This window comes from Streptomyces piniterrae (assembly GCF_005048155.1).
GTDB lineage: Bacteria > Actinomycetota > Actinomycetes > Streptomycetales > Streptomycetaceae > Streptomyces > Streptomyces piniterrae.
The window spans coordinates 193,043-211,073 of the sequence record NZ_SUMB01000008.1 but is presented as its reverse complement, the minus strand read 5'-3'; the positions used below and the strand labels follow the sequence as shown (position 1 = coordinate 211,073).

Here is an 18,031-nt window from a genome sequence, read left to right as displayed (position 1 = left end):
GTCAGCGCCCTCTCAGCCCGGTGCTCCGAGCTCCCGCGATTGCAAAGGTGGCACCACGGTAGCGGCCGGTGTGGCGCGGTGAACAGGGGGCCCCATGAGTTCTTGCGATGATCGGGCGGTGAGCAGCCCCGAGCACCAGACGCATCCGCATTCGCACGCGCACGCGCATGGCCATGGGCCCGCTGCGCCCGTCTCCCGCCATCTGCGCAAGGTCATCGCAGCGGTACTGATCCCCTTCGCCGCCGCGGTGGTGGTCGGCCTGGTCGTGCTGTGGCCGGGCGGCGCGCCCGCGCACAAGCCGTCCGGCGTCGGCTTCGACCAGCCCACGGAACGCGCGACCGTGGTCAAGGTGGAGCAGGTGAACTGCGCCGACGTCCATGCCGAACAGCAGCCTCAGCCGACGCCGCCGCCGGGCCAACCACCGGGCGGGGGAGCGGCGAAGGGCAACGACTGCCAGCAGGCGACGATCAAGGTCACGACCGGGAAGGACACCGGGCGGACCTTCCAGACCGTGGTGACGCCCGACGCCACGCGGCACTACACGGCCGGGCAGGACGTGGTGGTCACATACTCCCCCAAGGCCCCGAAGGATCTTCAGTATTCGGTCAGCGATGTGGACCGGACCTTCCCGATGTGGGTGCTGGCCGCGATCTTCGCGTTCGCGGTCGTGGTCGTCGGCCGGCTGCGCGGGGTGCTCGCGCTGGTGGCGCTCGCGGCGAGCTTCGGGGTCCTGACGCTGTTCATCCTCCCGGCGATCCTGCAGGGGTCCAATCCGCTGCTGGTGGCGGTGGTCGGCGGCAGCGCGATCATGCTGATCGCGCTCTATCTGTGCCACGGTCTGACGGCTCGGACGTCGGTGGCGGTGCTCGGCACGCTCGCGTCACTGCTGTTGATCGGCCTGCTCGGGTCGGTGTTCATCGGCTGGGCGCTGCTGACCGGCAATATCGACGACACGACGGGGCTGGTGCACGGCCTGTACCCGAACATCGAGATCCGCGGCCTGCTGCTGGCGAGCATCATCATCGGTTCGCTGGGTGTGCTCGACGATGTGACGGTGACCCAGACCGCCGCGGTGTGGGAGCTGAAGGAGGCGGATCCGTCGGCGAGTTGGCGCAGGCTGTACGGCGCGGCGATGCGGATCGGACGGGATCACATCGCGTCGGTGGTGAACACGCTCGTACTGGCCTACGCGGGCGCGGCGTTGCCTTTGCTTTTGCTGTTCTCGATCGCACAGAGCAGCGTCGGCACGGTCGCCTCGAGCGAGGTGGTCGCGACGGAGATCGTGCGCACGCTGGTGGGCAGCATCGGGCTGGTCGCCTCGGTGCCGCTGACGACGCTGCTCGCGGCGCTGGTCGTCTCGGCGGACCGCAGGGGCCAGGGGGCGCCTGCCGGGGCCCGGCCGGCCGACGGGTCGGCGCCGGGGCCCGGCGCCGGGTCCGGTGCGCCATGGGGCGGCGAGGAGGCCACGGCAGGACGGTCCGGGCGGCGCGGGTCTCGCGGCAGACGTCGTAAGCGCTGAGTAGCCGTATGCGCTGAGTAACCGAAAGTGTTGCGGTCAGCCGGCCGGGGCCTCCGTGAGGATCCGGTCCAGCACGGCCTCCAGGGTGTCGCAGACCTCTTCCTCGCCCAGCGGCACCAGTCGGTCGGTGCGGTCCAGGAAGGCGACCAGAGGCGGCGCGCTGACCCGGAACACGGCCCGTTCGGCGCCTACTTGGAGGCTGATGAAGACATCGCTGAGGTGCTCGGGGAAGGACGGCGCGATGCGCACATCGCCCTCACCCGAGGGCCGACTCAGCCCGTCGAGTAGCAATTCACGGCTGAATGCCCAGGTCACAGGCGTATCGCCGGGGAGATTGAAGGTAAGGCGAACGGCGTACGGATCGGCGCTGTCGAAGTCCAGCTGCACCGGGATCCGGAACGCGAGTTCCTCCGAGACGAGGAAGCTCATGATCACTTCTGCCTGAACTGTGTCGGTCATCAACCACTACCCCGCGCTTGATCGGAGATGGCCGGGAATCATCCCCCGCAGCCCTATTGCGCCATCGTCTGTCATGTGCAAGCAGATCACAAGGAGTGAGTTTTCAGATACTGATAGAGAAGGCGAGTGTCGTTAACGTCGTCTCCGCCATTGTGCGTAGTCGATCCGTAACGGCATGCAATCGGTGCACCTCCTCGGCGGGCAGCGAAACGGCCAGCGTCGCCGCCGCCGAGCTGACATGCACGGGGAACGCGGAGCAGACCGTGCCCAAGGCATATTCCTCTTGCTCGTAGGCGACTTGGGCGCGACGCACCGTGTCCAGACGCCGCAGCAGATCCCCCTCCGACCGCACGGAGAACGGGGTGATCGACCGCACGGGATGGCGGGCCAGATGCTCTTTCCGTGACGCCTCGTCCAGCTGCGCCAGCAGACACTGCCCGATCGCGTGAGCGTGCGCGCTGGTGCGGAAGTCCACCCACTCCTCGACCGGCGGTCGGTCCGGATCGTCCGTCACCGCGACCACATCAACCTCACCCTCACGGTAGACGGCGAAGTAGACGGCGGCCCCCAACTCCCGTCCCGCCAGGGCCAGCGCCTCGGAGACATGGGCGCGCTGCCGGCTCCTGGCGCCGGCCCGTCCGAGGCACTCGGCGGCCTCCCCGAAGACGAACACCCCGTTCTCCCGGCGCAGATAGCCCTCGTGCGTCAGGGTCCGCAGCAGGTGGTAGGTCGTCGCGAGCGGCAGCCCGGTTTCTCTGGCGAGTTGCTTGGCGGGCGCGCCACCGGCGTGCGCCGCCACCGCCTCCAACAGCCGGAGGGCGCGCCGCACCGATCCGATCAGAGTGGGACGAGAATCGGATTCGCCGTTCGCCATTGCCAACGCCTTCCCCATGGCCCCTATCGGCGACGTCCGCCCTGGCGCCGCCGGACGCGATCCGGAACGTCAGCATCCGGAAGACGCCTGCGGTGCGCACTCTAGCCCCGTCGGCAGCGCCGGCAGGCCGAATGACTTGAGTTAACTCACTCGGCACGCTCCTTGACCGGTCATGACCGTACGGAGTGCCTCGTACGCACCTGGTGAAATCCAACACCCCTGCGGGGAACGCCGAACGCCCCGCTCCAGGCGTACGGAACGGGGCGTCTGCGAACGGTGCCGGTAAAGCCTGCGGCCTACGCGGCCTACCACTCGCCCTTCGACGAGGACGACGATGTTCCGGTGAACCTGCGCACGAGATAGATGACCCCGGCGATCAGCGCTGCCGCGATCAGGACCTTGAACAGCAGGCCGATCAGGAAGCCGACCGCGCTGGTGATCAGTCCGCCGAAGACAACGATCAGGATGACGGGCACCACGACCCAGGTGACCCACCACGGAAGGCCTGCGAATATCCCCTTACCAGCCACTGCTCTGCCCTGCTTTCTCTCGTCTCGCTTCGCGTCGATGGCACCGTCCGCGTGCTGCGCGTCTGCCGCGTCGCGTCTCCGGTTCCCCCTTCACCGTCGATGCTAGGGCGCGAAAGGCCGCCGCGGAGGCCTCACACCCCCGACCTGTCCCTGAGTCTTCCCCTAGGGGATCCGGGGTCCGGCCCTCCGCTCCGAGGTGGACCCGGGGCGCCGGGCCTCAGCTTTCGGGCGGAGAGAAGACCACCATCACCCGCAGGTCCTCGCTGATGTGATGGAACTTGTGGGGCACCCCGGCGGGCACATAGACGACGCTGCCGCGCGCCACCGACTGCGTCTCCGTCCCGACCGTGATCGCCGCCCGGCCGCTGACCACGAAGTACACCTCGTCCTGGCCGTGCGGCTGCTGCGGATCGAGGCTGCCCGCATCCAGCGCGTACAGCCCGACCGACATGTTGCGTTCCCGGAGGAACTGCAGATACGCGCCGTCGTTCGCGACCCGTTCCGCTTCCAGTTCTTCCAGCCTGAAAGCTTTCACGCCGTCCGCACCTCTCGCTGTTTCAGACTCTTCTGCGACGATCTCACCATGAAGCATTTTCTGGTCAAGACGATCGCCAACGCCGCGGCGCTTGCCGTGGCCATCTGGCTGCTCAAGGACATAACACTCACCGGCGACAACACCGGCCGCCAGATCCTGACACTGGTACTGGTCGCGCTGATCTTCGGGCTGGTCAACTTCCTGGTCAAGCCCGTCGTGAAGCTGCTCTCGTTCCCCCTGTTCGTGCTCACGCTCGGACTGATCACCCTGGTCGTCAACGCTCTGATGCTGCTGCTGACGTCCTTCGTCGCCGGCAAACTCGACCTGGCCTTCTCCGTCAACGGCTTCTGGACGGCGGTGCTCGGCGGCGTGATCATTTCGATCGTCTCCTGGGCAATGCACATGCTCCTCCCCGACAAGGACTGACCGACCTGAGGACCAATCCGAGGACCACCCCCTTGAGCCCCCCGTTCCGCATCTGCTTCGTCTGCACCGGCAACATCTGCCGCTCGCCGATGGCCGCGTCCGTCTTCCGCGCCCGCATCGCGGAAGCGGGGCTCGGCGGACTGGTCGACGTCAGCAGTGCGGGCCTCGGCGGCTGGTTCGAGGGCGAGGAAGCCGACCCGCGCACGGTCGCCGTACTGCGCGCGGGCGGCTACGACCACACGCACACCGCCCGGCGGTTCCAACCGTCCTGGTTCGACCGTCTCGACCTGGTCATCGCGCTCGACTCCGGTCATCTGCGGGAGCTGCACCGGCTGGCGCCCACCGCGCGGGACGCCGCCAAGGTCCGCGCGCTGCGCTCGTACGGGGCGGATGCCGCGGCCGACGGGAGCGCCGGTGGCGATGCCGACCACGGCCTCCTGTCCGCCGCCGGCCCTGGCGTGGAGATCGGGCCCACCGCCGGCCTCGACGTCCCTGATCCGTACTACGGCGGGTCCGCCCGCTTCGAGGAGTGCCTGGAGATGATCGAGGCGGCGGCCGACGGCCTCGTCGAGGCGGTACGCGCCGCGGTCACGCCGGGCCCGCCCGGACACCACCACCCCGAGGAGAAGGACAGCGCATGACGGGCGACGGAACCCGCGTCGTACGAGCCGGACTCCCGGAGCCCGAACCCTTCCAGCCCGCCCTCCCCGGGCCCGAGTTCGCGGCCCACTTCCACCTTCCCGGCGATGCCGTCGGCCCGTATACCTACGGCCGTGACGGCAACCCCACCTGGGCCCGCCTGGAAAGGGCCATCGGCGAGCTCGAATCGCCTGACGAGAGCGCACACACCGTCGCCTTCGCCTCCGGCATGGCGGCGATCAGCGCCGTCCTCTTCTCCCAACTGCGCGCCGGCGACGCGGTGGTGCTCCCCGACGACGGCTACCAGCTGCTGCCCGCCGTCCGCACCCGCCTGGAGAGCTACGGCATCGAGGTCCGTACCGCACCGACCGCACGCGATGCCCAGCTCGGCGTGCTGGAGGGCGCCCGGCTGCTGTGGATCGAGACCCCTTCCAACCCCGGCCTCGACGTCTGCGACATCCGGCGACTGGCCGACGCCGCGCACAGCCAGGGCGCCCTGGTGGCCGTCGACAACACCCTTGCCACCCCGCTCGGCCAGCGGCCGCTGGACCTCGGCGCCGACTTCTCGGTCGCCAGCGGCACCAAGGCACTGACCGGCCACGGAGATGTCCTGCTGGGGTACGCCACCACCCGCGACGCCGCGCTGGCCGATTCCGTACGGCTGTGGCGCAAGACGGTCGGCGCGATTCCCGGCCCCATGGAGAGCTGGCTGGCGCACCGGTCGCTCGCCACCCTCGCGCTGCGCGTCCGCCAGCAGGCGGCCGGTGCCCTGGCGCTGGCCGAGGCGCTGCGCGACCGCCCTGAGATCACCGTCCTGCGTCACCCCGGCCTGCCGTCCGACCCGTCCCACAAGCTCGCCGTACGGCAGATGCGCCCCGGCCGCTTCGGCTGCGTGGTGTCCTTCACGCTGCCCGACAAGGCGCACGCGGAGCGGTTCCTGGCCGCACTGACCTTGGTGGACGAGGCGACGAGCTTCGGCGGCGTACGTTCCACCGCCGAGCGGCGCGCCCGCTGGGGCGGCGATGCCGTACCGGACGGTTTCATCCGCTTCTCGGTCGGCGTGGAGGAGCCGGAGGACCTGGTCGCGGATGTGCTGCGCGCGCTGGACACGGCAGCGCAGGACGCCTGATCCCACGAGCCGTTGGCCCGTCGCCGAACTCTCGCAAAACTGGCCGGCAGGGTATCCCCCCTCGTCACCCTGCCGGCCACGGTTCGACATGTTTCACGTGAAACGAACCGTTAAAACAAGGCTAGTTGACTCAGCGTCAGTGTCCAATCACGCTAGCGACACAACCCTATCGACAAATTTATAGTTGGGCCGCGACCAGGCTTCCGAGGGGCGCAGGAGGTACGCGATGGATCTGGCCCTGCTGCGCACCTTCGTCACGGTTCACCGGGCCGGCTCCTTCACCCGCGCCGCGGCGCTGCTCGGCCTCTCCCAGCCCGCGGTGACCAGCCAGATCCGGGTGCTGGAGCGCCAGTTGGGCCGCCCGCTGTTCCTGCGCAACGCGCGTGGCGTCACCCCCACGACCACCGGCGACGAGCTGGCCCACAAAGTGGCGCCACATCTGGACGCCCTCACCGAGATCACCGAGACCGGCCTGGACCAGGAGTCCGTCACCCGCACCCTCCATCTCGCGGGTCCTCCGGAGTTCACCGCCGAGCGCGCGCTGCCCGCGCTCACCCCGCTCATCGCGCAGGGCCTGTCCATCCGTACCGCCTTCGGCCCGGCGGAGGAGCTGCTGACCGGCCTGGCCGCCGGCCACCACGATCTGACCGTCACCACCGCCCGGCCACGCGGCGGCCTGCTCACCGCCACCCCGCTCTGCGACGAGGAGCATGTGCTGATCGCGGGCCCGCGCTGGGCGGCCAGGCTGGGCGGGCCCGCGGTCCTGCAGGCCCGGGGCGTGCGCGCACTGGACCCCGTACCGCTGGTCGAGGTCCACGAGAGCCTGCCGCTGATCACCCGCTACTGGGCCGCGGTCTTCGACGCCAAACCCGCGGCTTCCGCCGCCGTCATCGCCGCCGACCTCCGGGCGGTGCTGGCCTGTGTCGCGGCAGGCGCGGGGCTCGCCGTACTGCCCCGCTATCTGTGCGCCGCCGCGCTGGACAGCGGCGAGGTCGTCGCCCTGCTCGACCCTCTGGTGCCCCCGCTGCGCACCTACTTCCTGGCCGCACGCACCGGGACGCTCGGCTTACCGCATATCGCCAGGGCCCATGAGTGGCTGCTGCGGGCAGCCGCGGACTGGTGAGCGGGGGACCGGAGCCTACGGGGAAGCGGGGCGGAACGGGGCGGAGGCGAGGCCAGTGACGCCTGTGGCGCGTCGGGGCCCGCGACGTACGAGGTAAGTGCGCGGTGTCGTGTCGTGTGGCGTGGGTTTCACCAGGCCGTCACTGCGGCATCTGTCCCACATGACCGTACGGCCAGTCGTCAAACGCACCGCCCGCGCGATTCTGCTCGACGGTGCGGATCTCCTTCTGATCAAGCGAACCAAGCCGGGCCGGGCCCCGTACTGGATCACTCCGGGCGGCGGCGTGGAGCCCGAGGACGCCACCGTCGTCGACGCCCTCCACCGTGAGGTGGACGAAGAACTGGGCGCCAAGATCAAGGATGTGGTGCCGGTCTTCGTCGACACCGTCGAGCACTTCAGCGACGGCGGCGTGGACGGGGTGAAGGTCCAGCACTTCTTCGTCTGCCGACTGGAATCGATGGATCTCTCGCGCCGGCACGGCCCCGAGGTCGAGGAGCCCTGCGGGGAGTACGAGGTCGTGCGGGTGCCGTTCACCCGGGTCGGCATCGCATCCGTCGAGGTCGTACCGCTCTCGTTGCGGCACTACCTGGACGGCAACATCGAGGGCATCCGGGCCATGCACGCCCCCGACCTGGGCTGAGCCGGAGCATCCGCCTCAGGTGAACCAGCCACGGAATTCGGGATCGTCGTCCGCGGGCTGCCGCGGCTCGGCGCGGGCGAGCACCCGCTCGACCCTGTCGAGGAACTCCTCGTTCAGATTCCCCGTGGCGGCCTCCGCCGGCGAGTCCCGCCCTGCCTGGCCGCTCCCCGCAGTATCGATTCCGTCGGCGTCCTGAGCGTTCACAGTCACGTCAGCGCTCATGGTCACGTCCTCGCTCTTGCGCTCCTCGCGCCGGAAAGGCGGGCGGGCGTCCGCCTCGGCCGCCGCGCCGAAGAAGTCGCCGCCCTTGCGCTTGAAATCGTCGGTGCCCCAGGCGCGCGCGCCGCGCTGCATGGCGGGGACCTTCTGCAGATGCGGGATGTGCTTGGCGCAGTGGATGTACGCCTCTTCGACCTGGAGCATCACCCACAACTGGGCACGCCGCCCGGGCACGGGGTCGACGGGCAGGCTGGGATGGCCGGCCCGCATCTCCTCGTCCAGCACCGCCCGCGCCCGCCCGTTGATGTGCAGCCCGATGCGTTCACGGGTGAAGTCGATCATCAGGAGACCCAGTCGCGGGTTCTCCGCGATATTGCCGACGGACGCCATGACACCGTTGCCACGGTATTCCGGGTACGCCAGCGTCCGCTCGTCCAGCACCTGGACGAAGCCGGGCGGCCCGGCGCGGAAGCTGGAATCGCATTCGCCGTACCGGTCGGCCGTGGCCAGGAAGAACATCTCCTGACGGCCCACGAACTCCCGCATGCGGACGTTGAGATGGTCCAGGACCTGGTCCTCGTAAAAACGGTCGGCACGCTCGGTCGTGCCGAGTCTCTGCTGCACCAAGTGCTCACCGTCGCTCCCGGGGCGCGCGGCTCGCCGCGTCCCCCGATCGTCCCCACTCCGACCGTTCCCACCCTGTGCAGCCAAGACCTCAATCTCCTGTCGAGACCAGCTCTTCTATGGAGTCGTGCCGTATGCGTTCGGACGGTATTCCGACACCCACCAATGCGTCCACGCCGCTGCGGATAAGTCCGGGCGGCCCGGAGAGATATGCGTCGTACTCCCGCCAAGGTCCGTATTGGCGCACGGCGTCCGGAAGTTGACCACTTACGCAGTTCATCCCGCTCGGGGGCGGTCCCGTGGCGACGACCGGACGGACCGACAGCCACGGGTGGCTCTGCTCCATGCGCAGCATGGTGTCGAGGTCGTAGAGGTCGTGGTCGCTGCGCGCGCCGTAGAAGACCTCGACAGGACGCCGGGCGCCGCGCTCCGCGACATCCTCGACGAGGGCCTTGATCGGGGCGATGCCGGTGCCGCCGCCCACGCACAGCAGTCCGTTGCTGGTGGTGTGGTCGACGGTCATGGAGCCGCCCGGGGCTCCCAGCCGGATGACGTCGCCGGGGCGGGCGCGGTGGACCATGGCGTTGGACACCCAGCCGGCCGGTACCGCCTTGATGTGGAACGAGAGCAGGCCGTCGGAGCGCGGCGCCGAGGCGAAGGAATAGTGCCGCCAGACCCGCGGCCACCAGGGCGTTTCCAGGCTGGTGTACTGCCCGGCGAGGAACGGGTACGGCTGGTCGGGCCGCACCGTCACCACGGCTATGTCCGGCGTCCGCAGCTCGTGCGAGACGACCTCGGCCTGCCACCAGGCGGGCGCGACCGCCTCGTTCTCGGCGGCCGCGTCGATCATGATCTGCGAGACCGCGGTGTACGCGCGCACCCACGCGGCCTCGGTCTCCGGGTCCCAGCTGGACGTCGCATACCGCGAGAGCGCGCCGAGCAGGCATTCGCCGACCGCGGGGTAATGGTCGGGCAGCGTGCCGTATTTGCGGTGACCTCGGCCGAGGTGCGAGAGGTACTCGGTGAGCACATCGGCGTCGTCCACGTGCTTGGCGGCGGTGAGCAGCGCCTTGAACAGCCGGTCGCGCTGGGTGTCCATCGAGGCGGGGAACAGCGCCCGCAGATCGGGGTGCTGGACGAAGAGCAGCGCGTAGAAGTACGAGGTCACCTTGTCGGCGATGGGCTCGATTTCGGCCATGGTGCGGCGGATGAGAATCGCGTCGGGCGAGGCGGGAGTCGCGGAGGAGGCCGATGCTTCGACCGCTTCCAGCGTGGGCTCTGCGGTGGAAGCGCGCTCTGCGGCAGCCGGTCGCTCCGCGGGTGTGAAGACGGAGGGGGCTGAGGGCGCGGAGGAGGCGGTGGCGGCGGCCGATCCTGTGCCGGGCGAGGTGCCGGTGGCTGCGGCGCCGGTGGGAGCTCCTGCGGCACGCGCCGACTGGTGTACGGGTTCGGGCTCGCGGATCGGCTCGGACACCGGTATGGGGTCGAACGGGGAAGCCAGCTCCGGCGCGGGCTCCGGGTTGCCGCCGAAGTCGCGTTCCCGTACGGCCTCACGCTCCCAGGGGCGCTCGGGATCCCGACGCGGCGCGGCATGACCGGAGGGGGCCGACTGCTCGGCGTACGAGGGGCCGCCGGGCGGCGGTCCGGCGTAGATGCGGGCGGCGGCTCCACCGCCCGTCCCAGGCCACGCTGCCGAGTCCTGCCGCGGGTCCTGTTGTGGGGGCTGCTGCGGCTGCTGCCCCTGCCGCGGTTCCGGGACGCGCTCACGCTCGGCTGCGGTGCCTACCGGACGAATCGGATTGACCGGCCGGCTGGGTATCCGTTCCCGGTCGTCCTGGCCATTCCACGAGTTCCCGGCGTTCCGTTGGTTCCCGTCGTTCGGATCGCCCCGGCCGTCCTGATCTTGTTGGCCGCCCTGGCCATCCTGGCCGTTTTGTCGCTCCTGCTGTTCCGCGGAGGACTTCTTCGACGGAGGAGTGAACCAACCCCAAGCGCCACTGTTGCCGTCAGAAGAGCCGCTATCGGCCGACGTGGTGGTCGGAGCGTCCATGGTCTGCCTCGCCTCGAACGTCTTTCGGTCGTCTTCACAGTTCCGCAGATCGGAACTGCCCGGAATTCCCCCGTCCGCCCCGGAATTCTTAATCGACTTAAGCTACTCCGGCAACACCGCGTAAAGCGGACAAAATCTCACGCCTCTTCAGTAATGGGTGCAGATGCCGTCCCAACACCCTGCCACCCCCCGCGCATCGCAACGGACAAATAGTCGGAAGTCCGGGTGTCGCGGGCCGCTTCGCCGCTAGGCTGGCAGGCTTTGATGCCTTTCGCGGACCCGCGGAAGCCCTCGCTCCCGCCGAACCGGACTCGACCATACCGGCAGTACTTGAATCCACAAGCCCTGATCTTGGAACACTTCACGCGGTCCCCCTGATATCCGTGATCCTCCCCACAGAGCGCGTTTTCCGTACATACAGCGGACGAATCCGCCGTAGAAAGCTATTAATTACTCGCCAGTACGCACCAGTTCGTAGGCCTCGCGTAGATCACGCCCCGCGTACGCATAGGAGGCCAGATCACTGACATGGTGATCCGCATTCACGGCGACCGACGCCGGAACGGCCGCGAACAGCTCGGTGTCTGACATGGAGTCGCCGTATGCCACGCAATCGTCGCGAGTCAGCCCGTACTGCGCACAGAGTTCGTCGGCAATACGCACCTTCGCCGACGGCGAGAGGATGCCGGCCGGCTCCACCGGTTCCCTGAACGGCACGGCCGGCCAGCGCGAACCGCGCGCGGCATCGGCACCCCACGTCAGCAGGCGTTCCACAAAGAAGCCCGGTGAAAGGGAAATCACCGCACACCGTTCGCCACGCGCCCGGATGTCCGCCCAGACCTCCTGGATCCCGGCCAGCCACGGCGCCCCCTCGAACGCCGCCGCCACCAGAGCGTCGGTCAGCTCGGCCGCCCAGAGATCGCAGGCCAGCTGCGCGAACCGCGGCGGCGTCAGCTCACCCGCCGCGAAGGCGCGCTCCAACTCGGCGATCTCCCGGTCCAGGCCGAGCTGGCGGGAGATCTCGATGGCGGCGGCGGATCCGTAGAGCAGGGTCCCGTCCATATCGAACAAATGCAGCTTCCCCATAGGCCGGAGCCTAGGGGGTGGCCGGTGGATGCCGCCGGAGTACCGTCGTACGGCGCTCGTACTCGCCGCCGCGTACGCGGGGATACTCCCGCCGTCAGATGTACCGCCCGGCCCCACCGGCCACCGTGGAACACATGCCACAGCTCAGCCGCCCCGCACGCCGGGCCACCCTCGTCCTCCATGTCGCCGTATCCGTCGGCTGGCTCGGGCTCACGCTCGGGCTGCTCACGCTCGGCATCACCGGCTACACCACAGGCTCCCCCGAGATGGCGGCGGTCGCCTACCGCGCGATGAAGATCTTCGGCGACTGGCTGGTCATCCCCGTGGCCCTGGTCTCGCTGCTCAGCGGGCTGGTGTTGTCCCTGGGCACCTCATGGGGACTGGCCAGGCACCGCTGGGTCTACACCAAGTTCTGGCTGACCCTTGTCACGGTGCTGCTGTCGGTCTTCTCGCTCCGGCCGGGCATCGACCACCTCGCCGACGAAGCCGCCGCCGGCACCCCGACCCCCGACATCAGCCTCGTCGTCGCTCCCTCGGTGGCCACGGCCACCTACCTCTTCATCACCGCGATCTCCGTCCTCAAGCCCTGGGGCCTGACCAAACGCGGCAGCCGACTGCGCGAGACACAGTCGGCCCGAGCCCGCGAGATCCGGGGGCGGAGCAGGAGCGAGCGTGTTGGCCAGGGATGAGGTGGCGGGCTCGCCGTCAGACGAGTTCGGCCTCCGCTATCGCCGTGGCGGCGATCCGGTGGTCCTGCTCCGGGGCACCGCCCCCGAAGCCGATCGCGCCGACCAGCCGGCCGTCCCGGTGGAGCGGCACCCCGCCCGCGATGAAGAGCAGCGGGCGGTCCAGCGCGGTGGGCAGCGAGTGAAACAGCCCGTCGGGCCGGACGAGATCGACGAGGTCGGCGGTCGGCGCGTCCAGCTGCAGAGCGGTGTACGCCTTGCGGGTGCTGGTCTCACCTGAGATCAGCACGGCCTCGTCGTCCCGCCGGAACCCGAGCAGATGCCCGCCGGCGTCCAGAACGGTGACGCTGCCACGCACTCCGAGGCCTTCGGCGGCCCCACGCGCGGCCTCGATGAGGCCATCGGCATCACGGCTGGTGAGGGGACGGACAGCGGCGGCGGTGGAGGTAGCCGTGGTGGTGGGGGCGGTGGTGCTCATGGGGGGCTCCTTGCGGGGTGGCTGGTGCGGTGGTTCCGGTGAGTGCGGTGGTGAAGGCCGGTTCGGTCAGGGCGGGGCTCAGCTCTGCGCCGCCGGTATGGGCACGTCGGCGCTCTCGACCGGGCCGCCTGCGGCCACCACCTGGCCACGCCCCGCGGAGCGCCGCTCCAGAACGGAGGCGAAGATCGCCACACCGAGCGCAGCCACCGTCATCAGCGCACCGACCCAGTTGGGCGCGGTGAAGCCGAGGCCGGCCGAGATCACGATCCCGCCGAGCCAAGAGGCCAGCGCGTTGCCGAAGTTGAAGGCAGCGATATTGCCCGCCGAGGCGAGGGTGGGCGCCGAGGCGGCCTGGTCCATCACCCGCTTCTGCAGCGGCGGCACCGTCGCGAAGCCGAAGAAGCCGATCAGCGCGACGGTGACGGTCGCGGCGGCCTTGTTGTGCGCGGTGAAGGTGAACGCGGCCAGCACCAGCGCCAGACCGGTCAGCGATATGTACAGCATCGGCATCATGGCGCGGTCGGTGAAGCGGCCGGAGATCAGGTTGCCGCCGACCATGCCGAGTCCGAAGACGGCCGTCAGCCAGATGACGGAGGACGGTGCGAAGCCGGTGACCTCGGTCATCATCGAGGCGAGGTAGGTGACGGCCGCGAAGACACCGCCGAAGCCGAGGATCGTCATCAGCATCGCCAGGCCGACCTGCGGGTTGCGGAAGACCGCGAGCTCGCTGCCGATGGGGGCGGCGGCCTTCGCGCGCTGTGCGGGGACGAGCTTCACGATGCCCAGCAGGCCGATCACCCCGAGCGCGGTGATGGCGTAGAACGTCGTACGCCAGTCGAACTCCTGGCTGAGCATGGTGCCGGCCGGTACGCCCACCACGTTGGCGACGGTCAGACCGCTGAACATCAGAGAGATGGCGGTGGCCCGCTTCTGGGGCGCGACGAGGTCGGCGGCCACCAGGGCGCCGATGCCGAAGAACGCGCCGTGCGTGAACGCGGCGACGATCCGCCCGGCCAGCATGATCCCGAAGTTGGGCGCCAGCCCCGTGAGCAGATTGCCCGCGATGAACAGACCCATCAGCAGCATCAGCATCTGCTTGCGGGTGAAGCGCGTGCCGAGTGCGGTCATCAGGGGGGCTCCGACCACCACGCCCAGGGCGTAGACGGTGGTGGCGTAACCGGCGAGCGGGATGGACACACCGAAGCCGGCCGCCATGTCGGGCAGCAGGCCCATGACCGCGAACTCGGTCGTTCCGATCCCGAAGGCACCTATGGCGAGCGCCAGGAGCGCGAGAGGCATGACGGATCCCTTTCAGATGTTTGCGTCCGTCTCTTACGAGCGTCCACAATAATTGCAGACGCATTTAATTGCAAGCGCGGGCTATTTCGCCTGTGGCCTATCCTGGTTCGTACGCCCCATGAGGAGGTCTTCCATGACGCCGCAGACGCACCAGACGCCACAGGTGGCAGGCGCACCGGCCGCGCAGGCAGGGCCTGACATCAAGGCGGACCCCGGCTTCATGGCGGACGGCGTCTGCCCGCCGGCGCAGTCGACGCAGTCGGCGCCCGCCCGGGGACTCGCCCAGGGCTGGTGCGCACTCTCCGCCCTGCACGGCCGGATCGAGTCGCACATCGAGCGCGCCCTACAGGCAGGGCACGACCTCAGCGTCCGGGAGTTCTCCGTCCTCAACGTGCTCAGCGAGCAGCACGACGGCCCTGGCGGACATCTACGGATGCACCAGGTCGCGGACTCGGTCGTCCTCAGCCAGAGCGCCACGACCCGCCTGGTCACCCGCCTTGAGGAACGCGGTCTGCTCTCGCGCTACCTGTGCCCCGACGACCGTCGCGGCATCTACACCAACGTCACCCCCGATGGACTGGCCCTCCTCGAAGAGGCGCGGCCCACCCACGACACCGCGCTCCGCGAAGCGCTTGCGGAGGCCGCGAAGCGCCCCGAACTGGCACCGCTGGTAACCGCCGTCGAGACGCTCGCGCCGTCGGCATAACCCGGCTGCCCAGGAGCGGCGTACGAGCGTGTGGGCTACCGGTGCACGGCATGCGGATCTCCTGGAGCATGGCCAACGCCCCCTCGTTGGCACGGCATAGGGTCTCGCCCATGAGCGATATCGAGATACGCCGCGCGACCGAGGACGACCTGCCCGCCATCGTCGCGATGCTGGCCGACGACCCGCTCGGCGCCGCCCGTGAGTCGCCGGACGACCTGACCCCGTACCGCGCCGCGTACGAGGTCCTGGCCACCGACCCGCACCAGCATCTGATCGTCGCGGTCCGTGACGGGCGTACGGTCGGCACCCTTCAGCTCACGGTCATCCCGGGGCTCTCCCGGCGCGGCGCCACCCGCTCGATCATCGAGGGCGTCCGGGTCCACGCCGACGAGCGGGGCGGCGGCCTGGGCACCCAGCTGATCGAGTGGGCCGTCGCCGAATCCCGCACGCTCGGCTGCCAGTTGGTGCAGCTCACGTCCGACGCGACCCGTATAGACGCGCACCGCTTCTACGAGCGACTCGGCTTCGAGGCCTCCCACCTGGGCTTCAAGCTCCAGCTCTGACGGTCCCGGCTCAGCGGCGGGGCCCCGGAATGCCGCCGCGAGCCCGTCCACGTGCCCGGTGCGCCTTCTGCCGACAGGCCCCACCGCAGTACCGCGCGGGCCGGCCGGTGGCCGCCGCCACGACCGGCGCGCCGCACTCCCCACACCGCGTTTCGTTACGAGCCGCCGCTTGGACCGGAAGTTTCGTTACGGTGCGGCCGGCCCGAAGCCCGTCGCACATCAACGCCGTCATCCTGCCCGGCGCCCCCGCCGCGCCCCCCGCGTCCGTCCGCCGCCGCTCCATCGACATGCACCCGACCAGCAGCGCACGGACATCGTCCAACCCGACGTCCTTCCTCACCGCGCCTGCCTCTTGAGCCCGGACGAGCAGCACGCCCAGCGCCTCCCCGAAGTCCCGCTCGGGTACCCGCTGCGTCTCGCCGTCCGATACGCCGGCCGCCTCCAGGGCGTCGCACAGCCCCTTGTCGCGAGCGGCCAGCCGTACCACCGACGCCAGGAAGCGGAAGAACACCCCACCGGCGTCCTCTGCATCGGCCAAATCCCTTGCGGTATCGGTGAACAGCCGGATCCGGTCCACGATGGATGCCCTGAACAGAGCTTCCTTGGAAGGGAAATGGCGATAAACGGTGCCCGCGCCGACTCCCGCACGACGCGCGATCTCCCCGAGCGGGACCCCCAACCCCTGTTCCTCAAAGGCAGATCGAGCCGCCTGGAGCACCAGGGCGCGATTGCGCCGTGCGTCCGCACGCGAGGGAGCCGCCCTGCCGTCCGACACCCTCAAGCCTCCTGAAAACGACCGCCTCCGCGCACCCGGAAGGTAAACGGGCCACTCATTCCGATTCTACGGGAGGCCTGAAACACGAGTGCGGAGCAGCACGCGGGGTCGACGTGGCCGCCTGAGGGAACTTGGCAACCGCGGCGTGGCCCTCCACCCGTACTCGCGGCCTCATCGTGAAGCCCGTCCCCCAGGACCCGGCGTCGCTCCGTTTCACGTGAAACACCGCTTCGTCGTTTCACGTGAAACATTGCTCGGCCCGCACCGCCAGGCCCGTGGTGCCCACACAAGGGCGCCAACACAAAGGGGTGGGGCGGTGTTTCACGTGAAACACCGCCCCACCCCGGGGCTTCGTCGGCAACGCCACTCAACGCGCGGCAACTACCTCATCCCACGCCGCGCCCGCCGCTACGGCCGCCGCGCCCTCATCGGTCTCCGCACCCAGCGCCCGCAGACCGGCGGCCAACGCCGCCAGCGAGGCCAGCACCACACCGCGGTCCGCGGCACGACCGTAGTGATTCACCCGGATCATTTCCTTGGCCAGCGCGCCCGCAGCGGCCTGGAGGGGCACCGAGGCATCAGCGACGAGCGCGGCGGTCACCACCTCGCGGGCGTCCAGGTCCGTCGGAGCACGAAGCGTCGTCGCCGCCGGCGCCGCGTCCTCGTCCCTGATCACGTAGGGCGTCGGCCCGCCGAGCGCCCTGACGCCGGCACGGACCGCTGCGGCGGCCGCTCGGTGCCGCCTGATGACCACGTCCAGCCCCTCGGCCTCGATACGGTCCACGGCCTGCTCCAAGGCGAGCATCTCCAGCTGCGCCGGAGCATGCGGCAGAGCGGTGCGCCCGCCGTCGATCCAGCGTTCCTTCCAGTCCAGCAGCGAGAGATACGAGCGACGCGGGGCCTGCTCATTGGCCGCGATGCGTTCCCACGCACGGGCGCTGACCGACACCGCGGAGACACCGGCCGGCCCGGCCAGCGCCTTCTGTCCGCCGATCACACACAGATCCACGCCCCACTCATCGGTGAGCAACGGCTCGGCGCCCACCGATGCGACCGCGTCCAGCATCAGCAGGGCGCCATGCGCACGGACCACCGCACCGATCTCGGCGACCGGGTTGGTGTTGCCGGTCGCCGCCTCCGCGTGCACCAGACTCACAAAGTCGATCTCGGGGTACTCGCGCAGCGCATCCGCCACCTGCTGCGGGCTCACCGCCCCGGTGAAGGGCGCGGAAATCGTGACGACCTTCGCGCCGCAGGAGCGCAGCCAGCCGCCGAACGTCTCGCCGTACGGGCCGGTGATGATGTTGAGTGCGGTGCTGCCGGGCCGTACGGCCGAGCGGATACATGCCTCCAGCGGCAGCAGCGCCTCGCCCTGCATCGCCACGACATCGCAGCGGGTACGCAGCAGCGCGGCGACCTTGTCCTCGATCCGCGCGAAGCGGGCCGCATCGAGCGGCGGCAGGTCAAGCAGAACCGGGGTGTCGGCGTTCGCGGTCACGACAGTCACAGTGGCCTTCCAGCGGTGGCGAGCCGCCCGCCGGGGCGGCTCCTGACAACTCGTTCGACTGTACGTCCGCCCAGAACCCTTACGGCACGATCCGGCATCCGCTGCGCGACCGCCACCTGCGTCTTCGGGCCGGGCGGCTCCGTCCGGGCACCGCCCTGCCCTTA

20 protein-coding genes are annotated in these 18,031 nt (G+C 69.7%); 9 read left to right on the top strand and 11 right to left on the bottom strand.

Annotated features, from left to right (window positions below):
- Positions 1-94 precede the first annotated feature (94 nt).
- The gene (locus tag FCH28_RS23315) at positions 95-1,519 is read left to right on the top strand and encodes a YibE/F family protein (protein WP_136742055.1); all 1,425 of its coding nucleotides are present in this window, start codon (positions 95-97) and stop codon (positions 1,517-1,519) included.
- 36 nt (positions 1,520-1,555) lie between these two features.
- Here the strand turns inward: FCH28_RS23315 and FCH28_RS23310 are convergent, their stop codons facing one another.
- The 4 genes from FCH28_RS23310 to FCH28_RS23295 form a co-directional block, all read right to left on the bottom strand.
- Positions 1,556-1,978, bottom strand: a complete 423-nt coding sequence (locus FCH28_RS23310; protein WP_187363902.1) for an SsgA family sporulation/cell division regulator — start codon at positions 1,976-1,978, stop codon at positions 1,556-1,558.
- Between the two features lie 103 nt (positions 1,979-2,081).
- Positions 2,082-2,852, bottom strand: coding sequence for an IclR family transcriptional regulator (locus FCH28_RS23305; protein WP_136742054.1), 771 nt, complete (start codon positions 2,850-2,852; stop codon positions 2,082-2,084).
- A 305-nt stretch (positions 2,853-3,157) separates the two neighbouring features.
- Positions 3,158-3,382 (bottom strand): DUF5326 family protein, encoded by a 225-nt coding sequence (locus tag FCH28_RS23300; protein ID WP_136742053.1) that lies wholly within the window; start codon positions 3,380-3,382, stop codon positions 3,158-3,160.
- 217 nt (positions 3,383-3,599) lie between these two features.
- Positions 3,600-3,917, bottom strand: a complete 318-nt coding sequence (locus tag FCH28_RS23295; protein ID WP_136742052.1) for a cupin domain-containing protein — start codon at positions 3,915-3,917, stop codon at positions 3,600-3,602.
- A gap of 48 nt (positions 3,918-3,965) precedes the next feature.
- On the opposite strand from FCH28_RS23295, the gene FCH28_RS23290 reads away from it, so the two are divergent.
- The 5 genes from FCH28_RS23290 (at position 3,966) to FCH28_RS23270 (ending at position 7,874) form a co-directional block, all read left to right on the top strand.
- Complete coding sequence (locus FCH28_RS23290; protein ID WP_136742051.1) at positions 3,966-4,343, top strand: phage holin family protein; 378 nt, start codon at positions 3,966-3,968, stop codon at positions 4,341-4,343.
- 89 nt (positions 4,344-4,432) lie between these two features.
- Positions 4,433-4,984 carry a low molecular weight protein-tyrosine-phosphatase gene (locus tag FCH28_RS23285; RefSeq protein ID WP_246103139.1) on the top strand — a complete coding sequence of 184 codons (552 nt, stop codon included), beginning with the start codon at positions 4,433-4,435 and terminating at the stop codon, positions 4,982-4,984.
- Entirely contained in the window at positions 4,981-6,111 is a 1,131-nt protein-coding gene (locus tag FCH28_RS23280) for a cystathionine gamma-lyase (RefSeq protein WP_136742049.1), read from the top strand. The genes FCH28_RS23285 and FCH28_RS23280 overlap by 4 nt, the downstream gene beginning before the upstream one ends.
- Before the next feature lie 226 nt (positions 6,112-6,337).
- Positions 6,338-7,234: a LysR family transcriptional regulator gene (locus FCH28_RS23275; RefSeq protein ID WP_136742048.1), complete on the top strand. Its 897-nt coding sequence runs from the start codon at positions 6,338-6,340 to the stop codon at positions 7,232-7,234.
- A 160-nt stretch (positions 7,235-7,394) separates the two neighbouring features.
- The gene (locus tag FCH28_RS23270; protein WP_136742047.1) at positions 7,395-7,874 is read left to right on the top strand and encodes an NUDIX domain-containing protein; all 480 of its coding nucleotides are present in this window, start codon (positions 7,395-7,397) and stop codon (positions 7,872-7,874) included.
- A gap of 15 nt (positions 7,875-7,889) precedes the next feature.
- Here the strand turns inward: FCH28_RS23270 and FCH28_RS23265 are convergent, their stop codons facing one another.
- From FCH28_RS23265 to FCH28_RS23255, 3 genes are all read right to left on the bottom strand, one after another.
- Positions 7,890-8,717, bottom strand: a complete 828-nt coding sequence (locus tag FCH28_RS23265; RefSeq protein ID WP_136742214.1) for a pyridoxamine 5'-phosphate oxidase family protein — start codon at positions 8,715-8,717, stop codon at positions 7,890-7,892.
- A gap of 91 nt (positions 8,718-8,808) precedes the next feature.
- Entirely contained in the window at positions 8,809-10,767 is a 1,959-nt protein-coding gene (locus FCH28_RS39355; protein WP_136742046.1) for a globin domain-containing protein, read from the bottom strand.
- 450 nt (positions 10,768-11,217) lie between these two features.
- On the bottom strand, positions 11,218-11,853 hold the full coding sequence (locus FCH28_RS23255; protein ID WP_136742045.1) for an HAD family hydrolase: 636 nt from the start codon (positions 11,851-11,853) through the stop codon (positions 11,218-11,220).
- 134 nt (positions 11,854-11,987) lie between these two features.
- Here FCH28_RS23255 and FCH28_RS23250 point away from each other — a divergent pair, with 134 nt between their 5' ends.
- A complete protein-coding gene (locus FCH28_RS23250; protein WP_136742044.1) occupies positions 11,988-12,542 on the top strand; it encodes a DUF2269 domain-containing protein in 555 nt (184 codons plus the stop codon).
- Between the two features lie 16 nt (positions 12,543-12,558).
- On the opposite strand, the gene FCH28_RS23245 is transcribed toward FCH28_RS23250, so the two are convergent.
- On the bottom strand, positions 12,559-13,017 hold the full coding sequence (locus FCH28_RS23245; protein ID WP_136742043.1) for a GlcG/HbpS family heme-binding protein: 459 nt from the start codon (positions 13,015-13,017) through the stop codon (positions 12,559-12,561).
- Positions 13,018-13,095: 78 nt separating this feature from the next.
- On the bottom strand, positions 13,096-14,316 hold the full coding sequence (locus tag FCH28_RS23240; protein WP_136742042.1) for an MFS transporter: 1,221 nt from the start codon (positions 14,314-14,316) through the stop codon (positions 13,096-13,098).
- Between the two features lie 220 nt (positions 14,317-14,536).
- On the opposite strand from FCH28_RS23240, the gene FCH28_RS23235 reads away from it, so the two are divergent.
- Together FCH28_RS23235 and FCH28_RS23230 are read left to right on the top strand one after the other, a co-directional pair.
- On the top strand, positions 14,537-15,022 hold the full coding sequence (locus tag FCH28_RS23235; RefSeq protein WP_136742213.1) for a MarR family winged helix-turn-helix transcriptional regulator: 486 nt from the start codon (positions 14,537-14,539) through the stop codon (positions 15,020-15,022).
- A gap of 110 nt (positions 15,023-15,132) precedes the next feature.
- Positions 15,133-15,585 (top strand): GNAT family N-acetyltransferase, encoded by a 453-nt coding sequence (locus FCH28_RS23230; protein WP_136742041.1) that lies wholly within the window; start codon positions 15,133-15,135, stop codon positions 15,583-15,585.
- Between the two features lie 10 nt (positions 15,586-15,595).
- On the opposite strand, the gene FCH28_RS23225 is transcribed toward FCH28_RS23230, so the two are convergent.
- Both FCH28_RS23225 and FCH28_RS23220 read right to left on the bottom strand, forming a co-directional pair.
- A complete protein-coding gene (locus FCH28_RS23225; protein ID WP_136742040.1) occupies positions 15,596-16,360 on the bottom strand; it encodes a TetR/AcrR family transcriptional regulator in 765 nt (254 codons plus the stop codon).
- Between the two features lie 367 nt (positions 16,361-16,727).
- Positions 16,728-17,858, bottom strand: coding sequence for a pyridoxal-phosphate-dependent aminotransferase family protein (locus FCH28_RS23220; RefSeq protein WP_169314226.1), 1,131 nt, complete (start codon positions 17,856-17,858; stop codon positions 16,728-16,730).
- Positions 17,859-18,031 lie beyond the last annotated feature (173 nt).